Source organism: Spirosoma agri (assembly GCF_010747415.1).
GTDB classification, from domain to species: domain Bacteria; phylum Bacteroidota; class Bacteroidia; order Cytophagales; family Spirosomataceae; genus Spirosoma; species Spirosoma agri.
On sequence record NZ_JAAGNZ010000006.1, the window covers coordinates 19,811 to 42,282 of the forward strand.

Genomic DNA, 22,472 nt, shown 5'->3' on the forward strand with positions numbered 1-22,472 from the left:
TTCAGCCGCGTTCATTTAACTATTTTAAGCTAACATAAACTTGTGGATGCCTAAGTTATTCGCAAAAATCCATATGACACTGATTTACAATGACATGTAATTTGACAAAGTGCTACTAACTACATACATTTTAAGGCCCTGGTGCTTATCATTGGACGCTTCCCTACAAAGCATATTGAAGACATTATCATCTTTTAATTATGTATCATATGAAATAATTTATATATTACTCGAATGTATATAACTGCGCAATCTCTGGAAGTTTAGTGTATCTATAATATGTTTGATTATAGATACACTAAACTTCCAGAGATAATAATATATAATAATTTAGAGCAAGTGCCGTATTTCCAAATACTAAATTCTTAATTGGTTTTACATATCTTACTATCTTAAGTAGATGCCGCTTTTAACTTTTGTCAGGGTCTTTTTATTTTTTTTCCGATCACAAATGGTTTATTATCAGCATATTAGCGAATATGTATTAGTCTGCTATTGATGAACTCAAAACCGTAATTAGAAAAATATCATGATGAACGGGTACAAGGTTTGGATTTTAAAAGCAAAAGGTGATCAGGCTGCATTTGGTGGAAATTTAGGCTATGCTGATCAGCCAACTTCTCATTACGTCTATGATACGAATGTTAGGAATTATGATAAGTTGGCTGAAGGAGATCGGGTAATTATTGCTGATAAAGAACACATTATTGGGTATGCTACAGTATCATATATAGAAATGCGCACAAATGTGCCGAAAGTCAGACTCCGTTGCCCAGAGTGTAATACACAGGAGCATTATATCCGAAAAAAAATTCAGCCGAAATACCAATGCCGGAATAAGCACACATTTGACATTCCCGTGTCTGAGTCGATTGTCGTAACCGAATATATAGCTCACTATGCAACAACATTTGTCAGGGCTTCTATTCAAACAAGTGTTAAAGTTCTGGATCCATATTATTTGAAAAGAAATTATTATTATTCGATTCAGCAGGCGAGCCCTGATTTTTTCAAAATCGAATATCCAGATCTGGAGAAACGTTTGGGCGCCGATCAAATCAATTTTCAGGCTTATGAAGCTTACATACCTTCACACACTGACGAAAGAGACTACAAAACTACCTCTAAGGCTATTCGAATAGGGCAGTCTAAATTTAAATCGTTGCTGATAGAAATCTATGGCTTACGTTGTATGATCACTGGTTGTGAAGTACATGCTGCAATCGAAGCCAGCCATATTTGTCCTTACAGGGGTAAAAAAGACCATCATCCCTATAATGGTCTGTTACTTCGCACTGATTTGCATCAGCTTTTTGATGCCAATTTAATTGGCATTGAACCAAACGCTTTGACAATTGAACTGCATCCAAGTATTGTTGGAAGTTATTATCAGGAGCTAAGTGGTCGCAAATTGCAAACTGGCTGGAAAGATAGATCTCCTTCTTTTGCTGCACTAGAGTACCGTTGGGGTCAGTTTAAAGCTCAATTCAAATGAAACGGTTGAAATATCCAACAGCAGGAACATCCAGTGTACCAATTAGTAGCGCACGATCAAGTAACATGTTTGATTCCTCGCAGCAGGTTTCAGGCAATAGAGCACAATTGTGACAGGCCGCAAGATTACATGAATTTGGCCCCTGTCCTCTACTATCAATACAAACCGGATCGCCAGAACACCATCGTGCGTTTTCAATTGCATGGTAGACAATTTTTTCAAGATTGTCCGGGTTTCCCTGCTTGACTAAGCCACCTAATGATCCTTCAGAATCGCCAGAAGCCGTATAAATCAGAACACCATGCATTTCGTCGTCTGTACTTTCCAAATTACAATAAATGCGTTCCCGTAGTGATGAACTTCCATAACCACATTCGAAACTGAATTGATTTATAAGCAAATGTGCGAACGTATGTATTAGCAGGAACTCTGGAGTGATAGCCCTAAGTTGTTGGCCACGACCAGCGCGAGATCCATTATAATTTCTTACCAGTGAAGCTACGCGGGTTGTAACTTCAGGCTGAATAGCCCAGTCATTGAGTTCTTGCCTATTGAATTCAAAAAAGACTCCTTCACCTTTTACAACAATTGCCGGCAGCCAGTCAATTTGACGGGAAAGCATAATATTATTTTTTTTATCTTCAATTGAAGAGCCGTTTTCAGGTAACAGGCGGGTGAATCCTACTAATGCTCTGGTTTCTCGGATTTTGTGAAGAAGTCCTATACTGCTGAACCCCTGCATTATCGCTAAGTATCCTCGACAATCATATTCATTTATATATTTTTTGGTTACATAAAAGTCCTGATTATCACCACCTGCTTCTCCTAGAATTGCCTCATATTCCATTCGTCGGTAACTTTCTTCTGAATCACTAATTTCGGGCTGAGGAACAAGATTTAGTCGTCGCTCTGCGGCTTCGAGCATTTTATCAACGTATCGCTCCTGTTGGGCGGTTGGTGTGTTCGGGAAATTATATTCGGTAACGAATTCAAACCTTGCCCTGGAAAGCACACCATTGTCAAGACCATTAGTCAAGTACCTCCAGTTCTTTTCCATCACTTCGACTATTCTTCTATCGACAGACCTCTCCCATAATGGTAGATAAATGGAACTACGGACATGCGGGAAATAAACATTGGAAGCTCCTTTCTGAACAACAATCAGGTCTTTTCCACAGTGAGTTGCATTCCCGCGACTAGCTTCCTCACCAAGCCATGGTCGGTCGCCGGAACATGTTACTCCAATACGTGTCAGTATCTTTTCATTAAATGCGCCAGCCATCGTTTTGTGAGCGCCACATTCGCAACTGATTTCGATGCCTGATAAAGTTCCGGAACTTCTGCCTGCACGTAGTCGTAAGCGGTGTAGCCCTTCTGGTTGCGGGCCATTGTGCACCCATTGTCTAAAAGGAAAGTCCTGTATGTGTCCCTCTTGGCAAATTGCAATAAACCGTACAGGTATCAACCGTTGACGGCGGTTCTGTGGCAAATCTGCACAGCTACGACCAGTAGTAAAAGGTATGCCAGGACAGACCGGCTTACGAGGCTCATAGATGGATATTTGTTCCATATGCCCGCAGCGCGTGCAATAATGCCATCTTGGAAACCTGATAAAGGGTATCATTAACGAAGGATTCTGAACATCCTTACCGGGCTCACGGAAATCAGGTGGCATTCGGAAATCAGTAACGCCGAGACGGCGTGCCAGCCGTTCTTCTTTGATACGAAACTCTTCGGCACTGTCCAGAGTACGAAATCTTTCTTCCCAAAGGTCAAGACCAGCTACCATCAGGGATTCATCTTTTGGGAAATTGATCATTTGTCCTATTCCCCAGGGTGAGATTAGCTGTGCTCTTCTGACTGGTTTCTTTGCTGGCATTTATCGATCATCTATGTTGTGATACTCTCTGATTATTGTTGCTTCACAGGTGCTGTCAACGTTGCGCATAGAGGTTGGTGTAGACCAAGCACGATCACGAATTTGTTCCGGAGGGTTACTACCTGCTGGATACAATAATGGAGTATTTGGTCCTAATCTGAATCCGCCATAATCCATTGGCATTTCATTCCGCCAATAAGTTAGTTTTTCCTCTAACATACGAACAGTTGACTCCAGCTCAGCCTCATCAATTAGCCCTACACGATTCGTTATAATTTCCTGTACACGTTCGATGACATTTGGCTCAGGGTATGGATTGGGACTATCCAGACTATAAGCACCGTAATAGCGGATTAGGCCGACCAGGATAGAATGTAATGCCCTTTCTCGTGCTGGCGTGGAAAACGGCGTTACGCTTGTGGGCTCGACTTTACTATAAATACGGGCATGATAACTTTGAAATTGCTCAAAATGGGAGCGGTCGCGTGGCTTTGAACAATTATAGATTGTAAATACTAATCCAGGCATATTACGGCCACGGCCAACACGGCTGGTAGCCTGTATATATTCTGAAGTTGTCTTGGGTTGCCCTATCACGGTCATTAAGCCAAGTCGTGGTATGTCAACCCCAACAGAGATCATATTTGTTGCCAGACATACGTCTACTGGCCACGTATTTCGGGCGCCATCCCATTGGACATAGAGTTGTTCAAGGTATTCAGGGATATCGCTACTTTCCATACGGCTGGTAAGTTCGATATCCCGATTGATAAAGCGTCGCTCATCTCCACGAATTAACTTGCGTTTCCAAATCGAATTCATGTACTCGGTTATATCTGCCCTGATGAGTGTAGCAGCATGACCTAACTCACGAATGCTATTAAAGTATATTAGCGAAGTCCAATAAGGGTCGCGCTGAATTTCTTCCTTAGCTGGTACTGACCGGACTGCCTGTAGCTGAGCAGAAATGACTCTAACTTGTGCAGTTGCGTGCGAAGGCAATGCCGAAGCAAAGATGCCGGTGTATAATCTTCCAGGCACCGACCGATCCTCTTTGGCAAAAAAAGAATCACCGGCATTCAGGCACTGAGGAGGAAATATTGTCACATTATGTGTACCCCGACCATAAAGCGCATTGATCTGTTCTCGGGCCCTGCTTATGGTTGCTGAAGAAGCTATAATTTTCGGTTTTATACCATTTATTGTACAAAGCTCTTCAACCATCGTTTCAAAGAGCCCTACCATTGAGCCAAGTGGACCAGAGATCAGGTGCAACTCATCCTGTATAATGAGTTCAGGTGGACTATTGCGATGACCTGTGTCAGTGAAACCAAATAGTGAACGAGCATCCGGCCGCCAAGTCAACATAGCGAATTTGTCAACTGTACCAATAATCAGAGTTGGTGGATGTTGATAAATATCTTCATCAATAACTATGAGAGGTAAGTTGTTTGATGGTGCCGAAAATTCACAGTTGGGATTATCGCAACGATATACTACTGTTTTTTTGCCACTGACATTCTGAAGTTTATAACCTTTGATGCGATTTGCTTTAGATTCTTTAATATAGCCCATCTGCGCAGCGCACCATGGACATTTAAGTACAATAAATGGATTCTGATCCTCACGTCCCTGTTCCATCTTTGTAAAACTACTGACCGCATCACTGCGGTAAATTGGCGTAAGACTTTCACCCACCCACAAACCAATTGTAATACGCTCACGGCCGAGTTGTTGAGTGTTTTCCTGCCGGATAGTTTCACATGCACAGATCAGTGAAGCCGCGCGCTGGAACTGCTGGGCCGTCAATAAACGCAAAGTGTAACGCATCAGTACCGAAGTGCCGTTATCGTTCTGGTCACGAAGCCGCCTGACAAAAATGGTGTAAGCGCTCAGACCGAGATAAGCTTCTGTTTTACCACCGCCTGTCGGAAACCAGATCAGGTCAACCATTTCGCGATCAATGTGGTCCGGTTCCAGCATGCACTGGAGATTCATAAGTATAAAGGCTAGCTGAAATGGGCGCCAACTGCCAAGACCATTAGGCCATGTTGAACGATTTTTCACATCAGGTAGCTCCATATCAGGCAATGGATTTATATTGCTGCGGCTATCTAATGGCCACATACGTATAGGCACGGCATATCGCAGTTGCTGCAGCAGCATGGCTCTGTTCATCAGGCGAAATGCCTTTTCCGCTTTATCATTTGTAGAAAGCAGGGTAATACCTTCCTGCATCCGATGTAAGCAATCGCGGCAGTTATCTATATGCCGGAGGGCGGTAATTAATAAATCTCCGTCCAATGTAGTCTCAGCTATCTCTTCCTGCTGACTGATCCATTTGTCATAGGATTCGGTAAGTCGGTTTAAAGGAACAGAAAGATCACTTTCACTGAGATCACTCAGTTCATCCATTTCAAGTGTTACCCCAGGTAAACTGGCGGGCAGCACTGGTTTTATTTCATAACTGGGTAATACAGTTGTCTTCAATTCATTTATGACCGGGCTGTCTTCGTCATTCCAGGCTGGCGAGCACCCATGCCCAACAGCAAAAGTGTGTATGTTCCGAAACAGCAACTGATTAGAACGCTCATCATCTGTATCTGCTTCAGAAACTGCAGTTTTATAAGGGTGAAAGCAAGGTGCAGTTGCTGAGACAGTAAAACCTGTCTGGAAAAAGCAATCTTCATTCCGAATATTCTCCTGTGAACTATTGTTTTGGTTAATTAACGTAAACGTTAGCAGATGAAGGTTGGGACGATCGCTGCCATGCGTGCGATTACGAATGTTTAGTCTGAGAGCCAAGTCGCTACCATCTGATTCCTTTAGGAAAAAGTCACAGTCGCTACCTGTATCGAGCGGCAACTCATTGGCTTTAATAATCAAACTTTGGTCAAGCGGCACCCGAAAGTAACAACGTCGGCTAAGCAAATGCCCATCTTCAGTCTGAAACGAATAGTCTCTAACTTCATAACGAGCTGCAGTGAAGGTGATAATGAATCCTTCTTGCGGAACCTCGATAAAGCAACTAATACCCATTGCAGCTGGAAGGTAGCTGTTGGCCAAACCGATCTCTTCCTCAAAGTCTTCTCCCATATCAGTTGGTGCATGGCTATCACCAAGTGTGACAGGGCTTTCAATCCCATCCGGTATAGTTTCGTCAGCAGAAATCAGGTCCTGTTCTACCTGAGTATTACTGTCAGCCCGTAAATAAGGGACGGTACATGGAAAAAGAATACCGGCACCATATCGGAGTCGTGGAGGTTCGTTGATCAGAATTTCTTCACCGTTGGCCTGAACATGGGGCTGTACTGGATCCGGACCAATCAGTTCTTTTCGGATAAAATTCAGAATATCGTTCCTCATTTGACAGGTAATTGGTTTCGGAGTATTGCTTTGTACTTTTCTTTTACTGTCTCGGCAAGTAGTATCATCAGAACAAAACGTGCGCGGCTCATACCTATATATAGCAGTTTTCGCATTTGATCACTACTTATATCATCAATATCAGTCAGTACGATATAGCCTGCTTCCATGCCTTTAAAGGACTGGATTGTTGCAAACGCAAAAAAATCCTGATTAATACTTAGTTCGCCTGCTGTCCGTATCTCACGAATATTGTGGCGGGTAACGTCTGCTGCTACTGACCGCGCCAATCTTCTTGGGGAAATAATAATAATCTCCTCCCGAGGCACCTGTTCATTGACAAGTTGATCAAGACAGGATGTTAGAATATCCACTTCTTTACCAGTTCCTGGCCACAGGTAATTCACTGGTGCTCCTTCTAGATGCTCAAGTAAGAAAGGTGGCCGCTCAAATCCAGATAACAGGGCAGTTTCCATACCAATCTGCTTTGTATTACGGCAATTAATGCGGAGGTTAAAATTAGCAAGACTTACATAACTATTAAGCAGATCGATCATTTCCCTTCGCGAGAGTTCTGCGAATATTGCCTGCTGTTCAAAATCACCATAAATCTCCCAACGACCGCCTTCCAGACCTCCTTTGAGCATAGCATCAAAAAGCTGTAGGTATGCTGGACGAATCAAATCCTGTCCTTCATCTATAATTAGTCTGTCAAACTGGGGTAGAATTCCTTTGGCAAACATGCGCGTCAGCAGATTTGGCAGAAACTCCGTGTAAAAATCCTGATTGTTAGTTTGCTGTTGATTGTAATCAAAACCTCGCGAAGCTTCGAAAAGATAAGCATGCAGGTTAACGACACTGATATTTTCTTTCCAGGGCGCCATTAGTTCAGCCATCCACGTGCCGATCATGTGGTTGAAACATGTCAGAAAAACGCGCTCTCCGGTTGCGGCAGCTCGAACTGCTGATTCCATAGCGACCATAGTTTTACCTGTTCCGGCGCTACCCTGAATTAAACAACGATTATTTGAATGAATATGATCAAGGATACGGAACTGCTCGGTCGTGTAGGATTTTACTTGCTTGTGAAATGCTTCGAGTCTCTCTTTAGAAGTTCTTATGCGCTCAAAGTCCCCTCTCAGGAAATGACAGAGTTCATCAATGTCTTTTAAAGAAAGAATTGATTCTGATTCAGAGAACCAGCGTTGATTCCGGTGTTTTAATAAGGTCTGTTTTTTCAGTCTTTCAAAAAAAGCCTCTGGGTTTGTACGGAGGGTATCACGATCAAGAATCTGCCATTGTTCATATTCTACACTGTGTTCTGAAAATGAAATATCCGGAAAGCAGCAGAAAAAGCCCATGAGCTTACGTGTTAAATGGTAACCTCTGCCAAATTCTTTTTCGATTGCAGAAAGTAGAGAGAACATGGCATCACGTGCCTGTACAAATGGACTTTTGCTGGAATTCACGTTGCCGAACCGGTCTGTAAAATACCAAACACCGTCTGTACAGCGGACGTCGCCACCCTTAACTTCCATCACGTAAATTCCACTACCGGGTATAAGAAGTAGAAAGTCGATTTCTCCGTACAGTCTTTTTGAATGTCTTGCCAGATTCAATGAATGTAACACGGTCCAGTTTGCACTGAATGCACTGCTGGATAGCAGATGAAAAATGTTTTTTTCTGCTGTGCTTTTACACGATTTGTCCACGTATGGAGGTAACATATGAGCCATTATACTCCTCCTTGATTTAATAGTCGGTTAACATAACGAGCGTCCTGACGGCGATAGAGATCATCAATAAAGTTTATGCGTAGCAGGTTAACGGTTCCCAGGCCGGGAACAACGATTGTGCCACCGAAGTTATATAACAGGTCATCTATGTCACCACGTTGAAGTTGCCTGCGAATTAGTAACATGACCTGTTCAGCAGCGCGCATCCGCCAGCCAGTCATAATATTGATGCAGTGTCTAACCTGATCAATATTTTCATAAAGCAACTCTGAACCGGTTACAAGGGAAATGCTGATGAGGTCGCTGTCATCATCCGGACCGATCTGATTATTGTCCTGCAACCAATTTCGAATGGTCGCTTCATGACGCTTACAGCCATTTTCGCGGAGACTGGACACTAATTCAGCAAAATTCCTATTTGACTTTCGGTAATGCTCCTGAATCAGCTTTTTCCATAATCCGGTCCAATACTTGACAGTTTTTAGTTTTTCAGGGTCTGCGCTTCTCTCAATGAGTTCAACAACTATATCCCTTTGAGTGCTAATCAGCGCGATTATATCCTTAGGACTGAGTGAATCAGTCCGTGATGAATTTAATTGAATATTTGTATTGCGGACTTCCTTCACATCAGAAATCACATAGAATTTATGGGATTCTGTAGCATAAAAACATTGATCATTGTCAAATATGATTGCTTTGGTGTAGAGTATTTCTGTTGACTGACTAGTCACAGTATTTCCAATAATGCTGGTATCCGCCAGTCTGAACAGGCGCTCTTCTACAGCTTTGTCGGTACTGATAAATGCAGTTTGCGATATTCCTCCGTTATTATACCAAGTTCGCGTTTTTACCCCAAGGCTATTAGCCTGTTGTGCAATCTGTCGCTCGAGAGAACGAAAAAAGCCGACTTCAAATTCGTAAAATAAGAGTGTCAACCGCGTAAAACGGTAACAGTTTATTAGATCTGTCATATATTTTATCCGTAGCCAACTGATCACCAATGCACTGGCAGATTCTTCGAGCGGGCCTAATCTGGGGATATCCGCGGCTGTAATGACGTGGGGTCGGGATAAGCATTTGGTTTCGTTTAGCATAGATTCAACTGCGGCAGTTTCCGACGCTCTGGAACAAATAATATAGTCGATACACTGGCTGGACAGAAGCTCCTGCAGACGAAGATATTTTGATGGCGGCTGTATTGAAAGACTAGTAGTCACCGCTGATAAGGTGCTAATTGCATCACTAACTTCCTCGGCCGACTCGCCAAGCCAGTTCTGACTTTTTTGGTAAAGTTCACTTATCTGATTCTCCTTTACCTGCAATTGTTGTATTTCTATGTCTGAAGGATTGTGCACCAGGGACGCGGCATAATTGAAAAACCTAACCAACATACTTCTCAGGTTGATAAGATCGATATTGCTTTCGTCATTGCTTATAGATGAAACCTTACTGACAAGGTTTTCAAGCGCTGTGTTCTCGCAGCGTTCAATGTCCACCGTGAATCTATTGTAAACTTCCAGTTGCTTTTTGAATGAGAGAAAAGGACCAGAACAGACTTGGTCACTGATTAAAGTCTGGTCTTCTCCGGTCAGATCTAAAATTTTTAAACCAAGGTCTGCGATTAGAGGAAAATGTTCGATTTCTGAAAGTTCGGTGATTACCACTACAGGTATTCCGTAATTTTTGATATCATGTAAATTAGTCAGGTTGCTTTTGACTATTCCTGCTCCATCGATCATCAGTAAGCAGATGCGATCTGCGAGTCCGTCAAATGTTGCCATTTCGGTTAGATCATTTGATAGAAGTAAGGGCTGACTGCTAGTTTTACTGCCAGAATCACTTATTCTTCCGGTAGTAAAATAATCGCTTATTACCGCATCATTAATGTTCAATCGTTCAGTGGCAACCTGAAAGTTTTTGAATGTGCCTACCAGACATATACTTTTTTTATTGAACATATCATTGCCTTGCAAATTAATGCCGAGCAACCTTTGAGCTGGTAGATTCTCAATTGTTGAAAAAGCTTCTTTGACCTTTTTGAACGTTGATAACTCCTTTCTCCCTAATGGCGCAGGCTTAAGTTTAGCAATGTTTCTGAACTTAACTGATATCTCAGGGCTACTACTATTCTTCTCGGATTTTGTCCAGAATCGGATACTATTTTCGTTGGAACCAGCCCAGGCTACCACAGCCGAATCATTTAGCATTAGCCGGTCACCGATCTGATAATGTTCATGTGAGCGATAAATTTCGCCTTTATACGTATGGTAATTTTTCCTGAGACGGTCAAGTGTTAGCGGTATAGACAGCCACTGGGATGCTTGTTTTTTTACGGGCATGACAATACAAAGCCCGACATCCAGACCTGGATTATCTAAAAAAGCTTCAACGTGTTTTAACGCGAGCTGCAGGAGTGGGGGAAATAGCTCCTTATCCTCCGTTAAACTATCCCCAAAGATCAGTCTTTCAATCAGTTCTCCTTCCACCATTGTTATTAGATTGATGCCAGCATATGTCGTAGGCATCCAGCCAGTTTTGAGGCCATCAATGGTGGTACAGCATTTCCGATCTGCCGGAATGCCGCATTCATGGCGCCGGCAAACTCAAAACCATCTGGAAAAGACTGTAGTCTTGCGGCTTCCCGGACTGAAATGGTTCTGGCCTGCAGACTGTCATAATGGATATGGGAGTAACTATCCTTTCCGAGATGCGCCATTAGCGTTCTACTCGGTTTATCAGCCTCCATTTTCCTCCATTTGTTCGGAAATTTCTCATCACTATATGGTGGGATAGTCGCTTTTTTCAATTGTTGGTATACACGTGTCTTTTCCCCAGGTATTCTCTTTCCTTCTGATATCTGTTGAAGCCTGCTTTGAAAAAGCTCCCTGGAAATTTGCAAGGCCTGCGGGTACTGGTCGCCCGGATTCATTCGACCAAAAATTGAAAAATCTCTGGGCAGGTACCGAATCAGGTTGGCATTGACCAAACCATTGGTTTCATATCCTTCCCAGTTGCGCATCTGTTGCTGATACTCATTGAGATCACACTGATTTGCGTAAGCAATTACATCTGAGATACGACGGGTGCCACGGCGAAACTTACTGTTAAGGTGGTCGGTTAGACGAGGCAGATCAGACAGTGCATCTTCTGCGGTGACCGCAGGAATAAGACTATGTGAATCAGCATCAGGCGGTTGTCGGAAGTATTGATGTACGCTTTGACGTAAAATGGTCTGCAAGGCCACATTTCGGGATCCATGATAACCTCTGGGCAAATCTGCTGTATGAGTAGGTATTGGAAAGAAGATTTCAGTTTCTACGCTTTCATGCAGACCGATTAAGAACATTCGTTCGCGCATCTGCGGAACACCATAATAAACCGAGTTCAGTAATGTATAGGCACAGCGGTAGCCGAGGGCAGATAGGTCATCGCATATGCTTTCTGCAATATTGATACCACCATAGTTGAGAATGTCAGGAACATTTTCCATCAGGATAGCAAGTGGACGGAATTCTCTGACATAATGCAGATAGCGTTTGTAGAGCTGACTCCTTGCATCATTCAGAAAAGCATTGCTATCATTTTTAACTTCACGAAGTTTGGCTCGGCCAATTCGGGTGAAAGCTTGGCATGGTGGCCCTCCAATGATTACATCGATCTGAGCAGCCGTGTCTCCTTGAAGTCCGAGTTGACGTACCAAGTCAGCAGGCTCAGTCTGCTGGATATCCCGCGAACTGTGTTTCTCCACTGGGTCATGGGGGTGAAAATTAATTGCGTGTGACTTTGCTGCTGTTTCATCTATTTCTACAGAGGCCACTATTTCAAAGCCTGCTTTTTTAAAACCAAGGGATAACCCACCACAACCACCAAACAAATCAAGTGCTCGGGGTGATAATCCTGAGTGTAGGCGATTTCTTTTATGTACAAAATAATCCTCAGTTGTGAGAAGGGTTTTGGGAAGCCCGGTACTAAATCTATTGCTGGTCATTGATCAAGACTGTCAACCCTATTGTAGAAAAAAACAGGGAATATATATACTTATTATTGCTTAGCAAGTTATGGATTAGTTAATTAATTATTGCAGGCCGGCACACAGTTGATCTCAATGTTTTATCTCTATGTTAAGTTATTTTTTTACAATATACTCTTTATAAACTTATATTCAGGCGACAGCTTTAATTCTATTTCACATTTCCCAAAAAAATGTGAATTGAGCCCCGAGCCAAGCTGGACCAATAATTATAGCAAGGGATTTCGGTCTAATTAATTAGATTATTTGTATTTTTATTATTAATTATATTGTTGGAATTTTTGTCCTAAGCAGACCGTTGAGTTATCCCTGTTAACTATCGGAATAGAAAACTTTTGAAAGAAGTAATCCATAGTTAATTATATGTTGCTTTAACAACTTCAATTACTGACCTGCTAATTACACCGTTAGGTTTGTATTCTTTTTCTCCCTTTTCTACACTCTCCATGAAAGCATTATATTTCTGTTCATGGTTTTCATCAAACATAGATTCAAACGGAGTTCCTTTAAATGTAATACGACCAACGATTTCGTATACATCATCACCACAGACTTTAAAACATTGCTCCATCAATATATTACGAATAGCTGCTTCTTCTGATGTATAGAGTGGCTTTCCTGCCGCATTTACATAGTCTTCAAATGGATCGTCCGGATGAAAACCGCCATTCAGCCCTTCTGTCACAAGTTGGTGAGCAAAACCCTCTACCTCCGCTATCGTTGTTATTTTAGTAATCATTTATTTGTCTGATTTAATTGTTTGAGAAGAATATGTAATGTCTCATCCCGTTTAGCAGGTTTTAATTCACACTCATATATGGTTATAATTCGCCAGCCTGCTTCAGTAAGTTTGACATAATTTTCTTCATCTCTACGCCTGTTTGAATTGATTTTGTCTAGCCACCAGTCAGTCCTGGTTTTCGGTATGACAAAATAGCGACATCCATCGTGTCCATGGTAAAAGCATCCATGAATAAGTATTACTGTTTTGTACTTTGGTAAAACAACGTCGGGTTTTCCTGGCAGCTTCTTATCGTGTAATCGGTACCGAAAGCCTTGTGCAAAAAGAAATTTACGGACAATTAGCTCCGGCTTTGTATTCTTGCTTCGAACCTGCGACATGTTATAGCTACGTTGTTCGGGTGTGTGTACATCTGCCATCTGTTAGCTAATATCTCTCATTAAAATGTTCAACCTGCCCAACAATTGTTCTTCGAATTTGTCCTCTGAAAGACAGACAGCAGATAAAATCCGCCATTTGATGTGCTTCCTGCTCTGTCAACGCATGAATCCTTAAATGCTCTTCTGCATATTCATGCCAACCACCACCAATAGCATCCGGGCCGGCTTCCCGAATTACAGTTACCTTATACGTAGATACCTTTATTTTTGACGTTAGATCGTTACTTGATTCATTTTCTCCTGTCAACAGTACCTGCCCTGCCATATCACTTACATAAGTCTGAGTACTAATTCCATCCAGCCTTTCATCCCTGATTATAACAGAGAGGTCAAATGCTTCCTGCGGACTATTAGCTCGAATAGCTAGCTCCTGTAGTATATTGATCGAACTACTTTTGCTATTATCTATAATCCGTATCTGGAATGTTGTAGCAGGTTCTTTTTCTGGCCCGAAGTAATATTTACGGTAGTTCATAGAGATATAAAGTTAAACAAAAGGGCCATTTTATGTAATGCATTCGTGTCTTAATGTGCCATCACCATTTTAATAGCTGTGGCCTATATTATGTAGAAATTATTAAGCCTATCTGTCTTTGCCGGGCCATGTCTAGTGTATAACTGATTTATTACAAATCTACGGCTTTTTTCATAAAAAGCCGTAGATTTGTAATAAATCAGTTATACACTAGACAGAAATTACCATTCGCTAGCTGAAGCATGAAAAAGCAATTTATCCAGGACTTTTTCAAAGCCAATGACGGCATTATTCGCACCAAACAATTGCGAAAAGCTGGATTTACCCATTTTCAGCTCAATCAACTGATCCAGACTGGAGAAGTCCTGAAAGTAAAGCAGGGAATCTATAAATGGAATGATTCGAATCAGAGTGAATTGGCCGAAGTAGCCCACATAGTTCCTGAGGGTATATTCTGCCTGTATACAGCCTGTCAATATTATGAACTAAGTACCTTCGTTGCCTCCTCTTATCATTTGGCCATCCCAAAAAAGTCAAAAGTCGTCCTGCCTGACTATCCTCCAATTAAGTTATATTATTGGGAAACAGACTCTTACCAGACTGGACAAACTGAAATTAAGCAAGATGGTGTGTCTATACGGATGTATGACCTGGAAAAGACCGTATGTGATATCATCCGGCAGCGCAATAAAGTTGGCCTGGATATAGTCAAGGAGGTAGTAGTCACGTATCTCCAGCGAACCGACCGCAACTTGGCTAAGTTAGTTGAGTATGCTGGTGAATTAGGATTGAAAAACTACGTGTCGAACTACCTGAACATACTGGTATGAAAAATAATATTGCTTCCATCCAAAGCAGGTTAAAACAAATTGCCCAGCAGGAGGGAAAAGCCTATCAGTTAATTATAACCCGCTACTTTCAAGAGCGATTACTATTTCGGGTGTTCTCTTCCGATTATGCACTCAACTTTTGCCTGAAGGGAGGGGCACTCTTATATGCACTTGAGCAGGAAAAAAGCCGTCCTACCCTCGATATTGATTTCTTGGCTTTACGGCTTTCCAACGAAGCATCTCGATTAATCGATATTTTCACAGAAATAGGACTCATTGAGTACGATGTTGACGGAGTTGTACTTGATACGCGTACACTTACGGCAATACCGATCACTAACGAAGGGACTTATCCAGGCATTCGAATAAAAATGACAGCCAGTCTAGGGAATATTCGTCAGGTCATGCAGATAGATATTGGTTTCGGTGATGTGTTAACCCCTGCTCCCACCCGCATGGATTATCCTACGCTGTTGGAGATGGATAGTCCTCAGGTACAGGCATATTCAATCGAGACGATCATCGCTGAAAAATTCGAAGCGATGATTGATCTGGCTCAACTAAACAGCCGTATGAAAGATTTCTACGATGTATACCGACTACTTCAAGGGGAGCAGTATGAGGAGTCAACACTAAATCAAGCTATTTTCAACACATTCGCATGGCGTCAAACGGTCGCAGAACCAACGCACTCACTCTTCACCGACGCCTTTGCCACTGATGCTAAAAGAACGGGGCAATGGATGGCCTTTCTGAATAAGTCAAGTCTGGATACCCAGCTTGAATTCACGGAGGTAATGAAAACGATTACTCAAAAGCTACAGCCCATTTATCATAGGATAGTCAATATGAAATCCTGAAACAACATGATCAGTAACTAATTACTGCTGCTAGGTCTTATTGTTAAATAAAATAAAGTTTACTCATTGTACAGTTTACCAATGTTGTACATAACCTTAATCGAAATAATAACCTGCAAAACAAAAATCGTCCAGAAAAACCACGATTAAGCGAAAAATCGTGAACTACTTAACTGAACGGATTTATTGAACGCAAAAAGGGGCATTTCCCGCCCCATCTCTCCTACCCAGCCTCCGTCCAGAAAAACGTCCGAATAAAATCAGGACAAGACATTACCCCTACCCCTTATGCTGGTTGACCAACCCTTAAGCATTTAAGGGGGTTCTAGATCCTAGGAAAATGCTTGATTTCATTAATTTTAGGCCATGAATCAGCAAGTAGTGAACCCGATCAACGAGGCCAATACCGTGAACTTAAAGCTTCGAGGTTTTAATGTGTATCAATTTGACGCGACGGAAAGTGGAGCCCCGACCTATAATCGTCGCGATTTTTATAAGATCGTCCTGTCCACTTCCCACATGCTCATTCATTATGCCGACCAAAGTATGGAAGTGAAAGGAACCTTTTTATTCTTTTCTAACCCCCATGTACCTTACTCGGTTGAACTGCTCTCGCCAACTCATACGGGCTATTCCTGTCTATTCAACGAAACATTTCTCCAGGTTGCCGGACGGCTGGAAAGCATTCAGCAATCCCCCCTATTCAAAATTGGCGCGCGGCCTGTCTTTGTCCTGAACCAGGGACAGCAGGCCTTTCTTGAGTCCTTATTTGAAAAAATGCTTCAGGAGCAGGATGGCGATTATCCATTTAAGGATGAACTGGTTCGAAATTATATTCAACTTGTTGTGCATGAAGCCCTAAAAATCCAGCCTTCCGATAAGGTTATTAAAAACAAAAGCGCAGCTTCCCGCATTGCCGCCTTATTTTTAGACCTGTTGGAACGGCAGTTTCCTATTGAAGCCCCTCAACGACCTCTCACCTTACGTACGGCTCAGGATTATGCTAACCGGCTGTCGATCCATGTTAACCACTTGAACCGGGCCGTTAAAACCACTACGGGCAAATCAACCACTACGCATATTGCCGAACGAATTGTGGGTGAGGCCAAAGCACTTTTACAACATACCAATTGGAGTATTGCCGAAATCGCTTACGGACTGGGCTTTGACTACCCCACTCACTTCAATAATTACTTTAAACGCGTAGCCGATCAGGTACCTAATGCCTACCGAAAACAATAGGTTGAAATCATTACTTTTTGGTTTGATATCTGTTAACCCCTGCCTGTCTGACGGAGTTACTTTTGCAACGTCTTTCGGTTCCGCTCCGTCAGTGAGCCGCTAAAACGAAACGTAACGTGATGAAGTACGTAAAGCTTGGAAACACCGGATTAGACGTTTCTCAGGTATGCCTGGGCTGCATGGGATTTGGTCGGGCGGAAAATTGGGTACACAATTCATGGGGACTGGATGAAACGGCAAGCCGCCCGATCATCCAGAAAGCGCTGGAACTGGGGATTAACTTCTTCGATACGGCCAATGTGTACGCCTTTGGCAACAGTGAAGAGATTCTGGGCCGTGCTTTGAAGGAGTGTGCCAACCGCGATGAAGTGGTCATTGCGACCAAAGTATGGGGCCAAATGCACCCAGGACCCAATGGAAAGGGGCTTTCCCGTAAGGCCATCCTAAGCGAGATGGACAAAAGCCTTAAACGGCTCCAAACCGATTATGTCGATCTTTACATCATTCACCGGTGGGATTACACAACGCCCATTGAAGAAACAATGGAGGTTCTACACGACCTGGTGAGAGCCGGTAAGACCCGCTACATCGGTGCCTCGTCCATGTATGCCTGGCAGTTCCAGAAGGCAAACACTGTGGCTCAACAACAGGGTTGGACACGTTTTGTCTCTATGCAGAATCATTTGAACCTGCTTTACCGGGAAGATGAACGGGAGATGATTCCTTACTGTCAGTCGGAACAGATCGCCCTGACTCCGTATAGCCCGCTTGCTGCTGGCCGATTAACCAGGGACACGACCGCAACGACTGAGCGAAGCGAGAAGGACTCGATTGCCAAAACCAAATATGATGCAACCGCCGAAGCGGATCGGGTGATCATTGACCGGGTAGCTTCACTCGCCGAAAAACGGGGGGTAGCACGGGTTGAGATTGCCCTGGGCTGGCTGTTCCAACGCCAACCCGTAACCATTCCCATCATTGGCGCGACGAAGTTTTCCCATCTCGAAGATGCCCTACGTGCTTTAGCCATTGAACTGAGCGCTAAAGAAACAGCCTTTCTGGAAGAACCTTACATTCCCCATAAGATTGTCGGCCATCAATAAATAAATCCAGACAAGCGGAGCTTCTGCCTTCTCTGGTTTGAGAACAGGACAGAAGCAGTCAGGCCCAACTGGCTCCGGTGGCTATTTCTCTTTTTTCAATGGGCAATCTAGGAGCACGATTCAGCATGTGCTTTCCTTGTTCAGATGGTGTCTTTTAAAACTAAAGTCAGTGTAGAAATCTATGGTTTTCATAAAACAAGCACTGGTTTTAGTATAAGTTTCAATCTATAAAGTGTCGAACTTTGTGTTTGGTACCCCTCTCCAGGAGGGTGTTAGCTCGCTGAAACGAACAGCTACCAATTAACCCTGTGAAACGGCAATACTATGGAAGAGTCAAATGAGTTGACAATTAGTCGGCGTGAAATGATTGCGGGAACGACCGCTGCGATTGCCGCTATTACCCTGGTGAACGTGACAGGTACACAGGCGGCTCCGCAGCATACCGTTCCTCTATCGCTGGCAAAGGTGTCGTTTACGGTGAACGGGCAACCCCACGACCTGGAACTGGATACCCGAACTACCCTGCTCGATACCCTCCGGGAACACCTGCATTTTACGGGCACCAAAAAAGGCTGTGATCACGGGCAGTGTGGCGCGTGCACGGTACTGGTCAATAACCAGCGTATCAATGCCTGCCTATCGCTGGCCCTGCAGCATCAGGGTGATTCCATAACGACCATTGAGGGACTGGGAACACCGGACAAGCTCCATCCCATGCAGGCGGCCTTTATCAAGCACGATGGCTACCAGTGTGGCTATTGCACACCAGGGCAGATCTGCTCGGCGGTAGGCGTACTGAATGAGATCAAGGCCGGTATACCCAGCCACGTGAGCGCCAGTCTGTTGGATACACCACAGGTTACCAATATGGAACTACGCGAACGGATGAGTGGCAACATCTGCCGATGCGGGGCTTATTCCAATATTGCCGAAGCGATGAGCGAAGTGGCCCAGAAATCGGCTTAGTACAACGTGTCTCCGCCATCTTCAACCCGTCCCGGGATTAACCTCATTAGTGTCCTATGAAAACTTTCACCTACGAACGTGTACACACGCCCGCCGAAGCGGCTGCTGCCGCGGCCCGAACGCCGGGGGCTAAATTTTTGGCCGGGGGTACCAACCTGCTTGATTTGATGAAGCTGGAAATCGAAGCGCCACAGCACATCATCGACATTGGCAAAATTGGGCTTAATACCATCGAATCAACTCCGGTTGGAGGCCTGCGCATCGGGGCGCTGGTGAGCAATACCGATCTGGCGGCTCATCCCATCGTACGTCGGGATTATGGGTTGCTGGCCAGAGCCGTGCTGGCGGGTGCGTCAGGGCAGTTGCGTAACAAAGCCTCCACCGCCGGTAACCTGCTTCAACGTACCCGTTGCCCCTATTTTTATGACACCAACCAGCTTTGCAACAAGCGCGTTCCCGGTAGTGGCTGCGCGGCCATTGCTGGCTTTAGTCGGCAACTGGGCATTATTGGCACCAGTAACTCGTGCATTGCTACCTATCCGGGCGACATGGCTGTTGCTATGCGCGCCCTCGACGCGACGGTAGAAACGGTAAAGGCCAACGGTGCCAAACGCACCCTTTCGCTGGACCAGCTTTACCGCTTGCCGGGTCAGACTCCGCACCAGGAAACGACGCTGGAGAAAAACGAACTAATTACTAGTGTCGTCCTGCCGCCACCGGTGGGTGGAGTGCATATTTACCACAAAGTACGCGACCGTAGCTCCTACGCTTTTGCCCTGGTCTCGGTGGGGGCTATTCTCCAGAAAGATGGCACGGGCCGGGTGGCCGTGGGGGGGATAGCACCCCGACCCTGGCGGATAGAGTCGGCCGAATCCCTGCTGCCATCAGGAGCGAAGGCATTTACCGCCCAACTGTTGAAAGGGGCCCGGCCCACGAAGGAGAATGAATATAAGGTAGCCCTGGTCCAACGAACCCTGGCAGCCGTTTTAAACGAAGCCAACCACTGACATGAAATTTGAAACGCCTGCCGGAATCAACCCGATCGACCAGCTCAAGGTCATTGGGAAACCAACCGACCGCATTGAAGGCCCGCTAAAAACAACGGGAACGGCCAAATACGCCTATGAGCATAACGAAGCCGTGACGAATCCCGCTTATGGGTACGTCGTGGGCGCGGCCATTGCCAAAGGACGCATCAAGGCCATCGACCAAACAAAGGCTAAAGCTGCGCCCGGTGTGCTGGCGATCGTGACAGCCGCCAGTGCTGGACCCCTCAAGCCGGGTCAATTCTACGTAGACCGGCTACTAGCCGGACCCAATATCGACCATTATCACCAAGCTGTCGCTGTGGTGGTGGCCGAGACCTTCGAGCAGGCCCGCGCGGCAGCCTCCCTGCTGAAAATAAGCTATACCAAAACCAAAGGAGCCTACGATCTAACAGCAGCCAAAGATTCGGCACCCCTTATCAAACAGGGTCCGTATAGTCCACCCCCGACAACAAACGTGGGGAATTTTGAGGGGGCCTTTGCGTCGGATCCGGTTAAGCTGGATGAAACCTACACCACCCCCGACCAGACCCACGCCATGATGGAGCCGCACGCGACCATTGCTAAATGGGACGGGGATAAACTGACGTGCTGGGCATCCATTCAACAGATCAACTGGGGCGTTCGGGACATCGCCACGGTGCTGGGCATCCCGAAAGAAAATATCCGGCTCATATCGGCCTTTATCGGTGGCGGCTTCGGCGGGAAGGGTACCGTCCTGTCCGACATCATCGCGGCTTCCCTGGCGGCCCGGGCCGCCGGTCGACCGGTAAAAGTAACCCTGCCCCGGCCACTGATTGCCAATAACACGACCCACCGCCCGGCCACGATCCAACGCGTCCGGATCGGGGCTACCCCCGACGGAACCATCACCGCGATTGGGCACGAAAGCTGGTCGGGTAATTTGCCCGGCGGAATATCCGAAACGGCCACCGCATCGACCCAACTGCTGTACGCGGGTGCCAATCGGTTCATGCAGTTACGGCAGGCGGTGCTCGATCTGCCTGAAGGAAGCGCCATGCGCGCGCCGGGGGAAGCGACGGGCATGATGGCGCTTGAGATTGCGATGGATGAGATGGCCGAGAAACTGAACATGGACCCGGTGATCTTCCGCATCAAAAACGACACGCAGGAAGACCCCGAAAAACCCGGTCGAAAATTTTCGTCCCGTAAACTGGTCGAGTGCCTGAAAACCGGGGCTGAGCAGTTTGGCTGGAACAAGCGGCAGGCCAAACCCGGCACCGTCCGGGAAGGGCAATGGCTGATCGGGATGGGCGTCGCGTCGGCCATCCGGGGGGCACCAATCCTAAAGTCGGCGGCTCGCGTACGGCTAAGTCGGGAAGGCATCGTTACGGTCGAAACCGACATGACCGATATTGGAACGGGCAGTTATACCATAATCGGGCAAACGGCGGCCGAGATGATGGGCATTACCATGGATAAGGTGGTGGTTAAACTGGGCGATTCGACATTTCCCGAATCGCCCGGTTCGGGTGGGCAGTTGGGCGCGGCTTCGTCCACGTCGGGCGTCTATGCTGCCTGCGTCAAACTGCGCGAATCGGTAGCTAAATCGCTAGGCCTTAGCATCGAGAAAGCCGAGTTCGTGGACGGAAAGGTACGCGAAGGTAACCGCAGCTATGCGTTGGGCGACGCAGCCAAAGCCACCGATCTGGTTGTTACGGATGAAATGACTTACGGAAACCTTTCTGAGGAGTACGCGCAGGATACCTTCGGGGCTCATTTTGTGGAAGTAGGTGTGAACCGCTATACCGGGGAGATTCGCGTCCGGCGCATGCTGGCCGTTTGTAACGCCGGGCGTATCCTGAACCCCAAAGCCGCCCGCAGTCAGGTGATTGGGGCCATGACCATGGGCGTTGGCTCGGCCCTGATGGAAGAACTGGTGGTGGATAAGCAGGTTGGTTTTTTTGTCAACCACGATCTGGCGGGTTATGAAGTGCCCGTGCACGCCGACATTCCACATCAGGAGGTCATTCTGCTCGACGATGTTGACCCCACCATGTCGCCAATGAAAGCCAAAGGTATTGGTGAGTTGGGATTGGTTGGTGTGGCACCAGCGGTTGCCAATGCCGTTTATAACGCCACGGGTATTCGGGTTCGTGAGTACCCCATCACCCTCGACAAGCTGATCGATAAACTCAGCGTCAATGGGTAATATCGAAACGACAGTCGGTATTCTCATCCCTACTGGAGAGACTAGAAGCAGAGAAATTTAAGAGAGCCAATTTTTTACAAGCAAAACCT

At 45.3% G+C, this 22,472-nt stretch carries 16 protein-coding genes; 8 read left to right on the forward strand and 8 right to left on the reverse strand.

The window, feature by feature from the left end:
- The first annotated feature begins 529 nt into the window (after window positions 1–529).
- A complete protein-coding gene (locus tag GK091_RS27130; RefSeq protein ID WP_164043885.1) occupies window positions 530–1,495 on the forward strand; it encodes an HNH endonuclease in 966 nt (321 codons plus the stop codon).
- On the opposite strand, the gene drmB is transcribed toward GK091_RS27130, so the two are convergent.
- From drmB to GK091_RS27170, 8 genes are all read right to left on the reverse strand, one after another.
- Window positions 1,488–3,374: a DUF1998 domain-containing protein gene (drmB, locus tag GK091_RS27135; protein WP_212593016.1), complete on the reverse strand. Its 1,887-nt coding sequence runs from the start codon at window positions 3,372–3,374 to the stop codon at window positions 1,488–1,490. The two genes, GK091_RS27130 and drmB, sit on opposite strands and share 8 nt — an antisense overlap.
- A complete protein-coding gene (locus tag GK091_RS27140; protein ID WP_164043887.1) occupies window positions 3,375–6,740 on the reverse strand; it encodes a helicase-related protein in 3,366 nt (1,121 codons plus the stop codon).
- Window positions 6,737–8,476 (reverse strand): nuclease-related domain-containing DEAD/DEAH box helicase, encoded by a 1,740-nt coding sequence (locus GK091_RS27145; protein WP_164043888.1) that lies wholly within the window; start codon window positions 8,474–8,476, stop codon window positions 6,737–6,739. Before GK091_RS27145 ends, GK091_RS27140 begins: the two co-directional genes overlap by 4 nt.
- Complete coding sequence (locus tag GK091_RS27150) at window positions 8,476–10,965, reverse strand: DrmE family protein (RefSeq protein WP_164043889.1); 2,490 nt, start codon at window positions 10,963–10,965, stop codon at window positions 8,476–8,478. Before GK091_RS27150 ends, GK091_RS27145 begins: the two co-directional genes overlap by 1 nt.
- 5 nt (window positions 10,966–10,970) lie before the next feature.
- The gene (locus GK091_RS27155) at window positions 10,971–12,464 is read right to left on the reverse strand and encodes a DNA cytosine methyltransferase (RefSeq protein WP_164043890.1); all 1,494 of its coding nucleotides are present in this window, start codon (window positions 12,462–12,464) and stop codon (window positions 10,971–10,973) included.
- A gap of 397 nt (window positions 12,465–12,861) precedes the next feature.
- The gene (locus tag GK091_RS29480) at window positions 12,862–13,245 is read right to left on the reverse strand and encodes a hypothetical protein (protein WP_212593017.1); all 384 of its coding nucleotides are present in this window, start codon (window positions 13,243–13,245) and stop codon (window positions 12,862–12,864) included.
- Window positions 13,242–13,667: a very short patch repair endonuclease gene (locus tag GK091_RS27165; protein ID WP_164043891.1), complete on the reverse strand. Its 426-nt coding sequence runs from the start codon at window positions 13,665–13,667 to the stop codon at window positions 13,242–13,244. Before GK091_RS27165 ends, GK091_RS29480 begins: the two co-directional genes overlap by 4 nt.
- 7 nt (window positions 13,668–13,674) lie before the next feature.
- The gene (locus GK091_RS27170; RefSeq protein ID WP_164043892.1) at window positions 13,675–14,163 is read right to left on the reverse strand and encodes a hypothetical protein; all 489 of its coding nucleotides are present in this window, start codon (window positions 14,161–14,163) and stop codon (window positions 13,675–13,677) included.
- Window positions 14,164–14,405: 242 nt separating this feature from the next.
- On the opposite strand from GK091_RS27170, the gene GK091_RS27175 reads away from it, so the two are divergent.
- From GK091_RS27175 to paoC, 7 genes are all read left to right on the forward strand, one after another.
- Window positions 14,406–14,993, forward strand: coding sequence for a type IV toxin-antitoxin system AbiEi family antitoxin domain-containing protein (locus GK091_RS27175; protein WP_164043893.1), 588 nt, complete (start codon window positions 14,406–14,408; stop codon window positions 14,991–14,993).
- Complete coding sequence (locus tag GK091_RS27180) at window positions 14,990–15,853, forward strand: nucleotidyl transferase AbiEii/AbiGii toxin family protein (RefSeq protein WP_164043894.1); 864 nt, start codon at window positions 14,990–14,992, stop codon at window positions 15,851–15,853. The genes GK091_RS27175 and GK091_RS27180 overlap by 4 nt, the downstream gene beginning before the upstream one ends.
- A gap of 366 nt (window positions 15,854–16,219) precedes the next feature.
- The gene (locus GK091_RS27185) at window positions 16,220–17,095 is read left to right on the forward strand and encodes a helix-turn-helix domain-containing protein (protein WP_164043895.1); all 876 of its coding nucleotides are present in this window, start codon (window positions 16,220–16,222) and stop codon (window positions 17,093–17,095) included.
- Between the two features lie 119 nt (window positions 17,096–17,214).
- Window positions 17,215–18,198, forward strand: a complete 984-nt coding sequence (locus GK091_RS27190; protein WP_164043896.1) for an aldo/keto reductase — start codon at window positions 17,215–17,217, stop codon at window positions 18,196–18,198.
- A gap of 324 nt (window positions 18,199–18,522) precedes the next feature.
- A complete protein-coding gene (gene paoA / locus GK091_RS27195; protein WP_164043897.1) occupies window positions 18,523–19,164 on the forward strand; it encodes an aldehyde dehydrogenase iron-sulfur subunit PaoA in 642 nt (213 codons plus the stop codon).
- 56 nt (window positions 19,165–19,220) lie between these two features.
- Window positions 19,221–20,171: an FAD binding domain-containing protein gene (locus tag GK091_RS27200; RefSeq protein ID WP_164043898.1), complete on the forward strand. Its 951-nt coding sequence runs from the start codon at window positions 19,221–19,223 to the stop codon at window positions 20,169–20,171.
- A 1-nt stretch (window position 20,172) separates the two neighbouring features.
- Window positions 20,173–22,383 (forward strand): aldehyde oxidoreductase molybdenum-binding subunit PaoC, encoded by a 2,211-nt coding sequence (paoC, locus tag GK091_RS27205; protein ID WP_164043899.1) that lies wholly within the window; start codon window positions 20,173–20,175, stop codon window positions 22,381–22,383.
- Window positions 22,384–22,472: the final 89 nt, after the last annotated feature.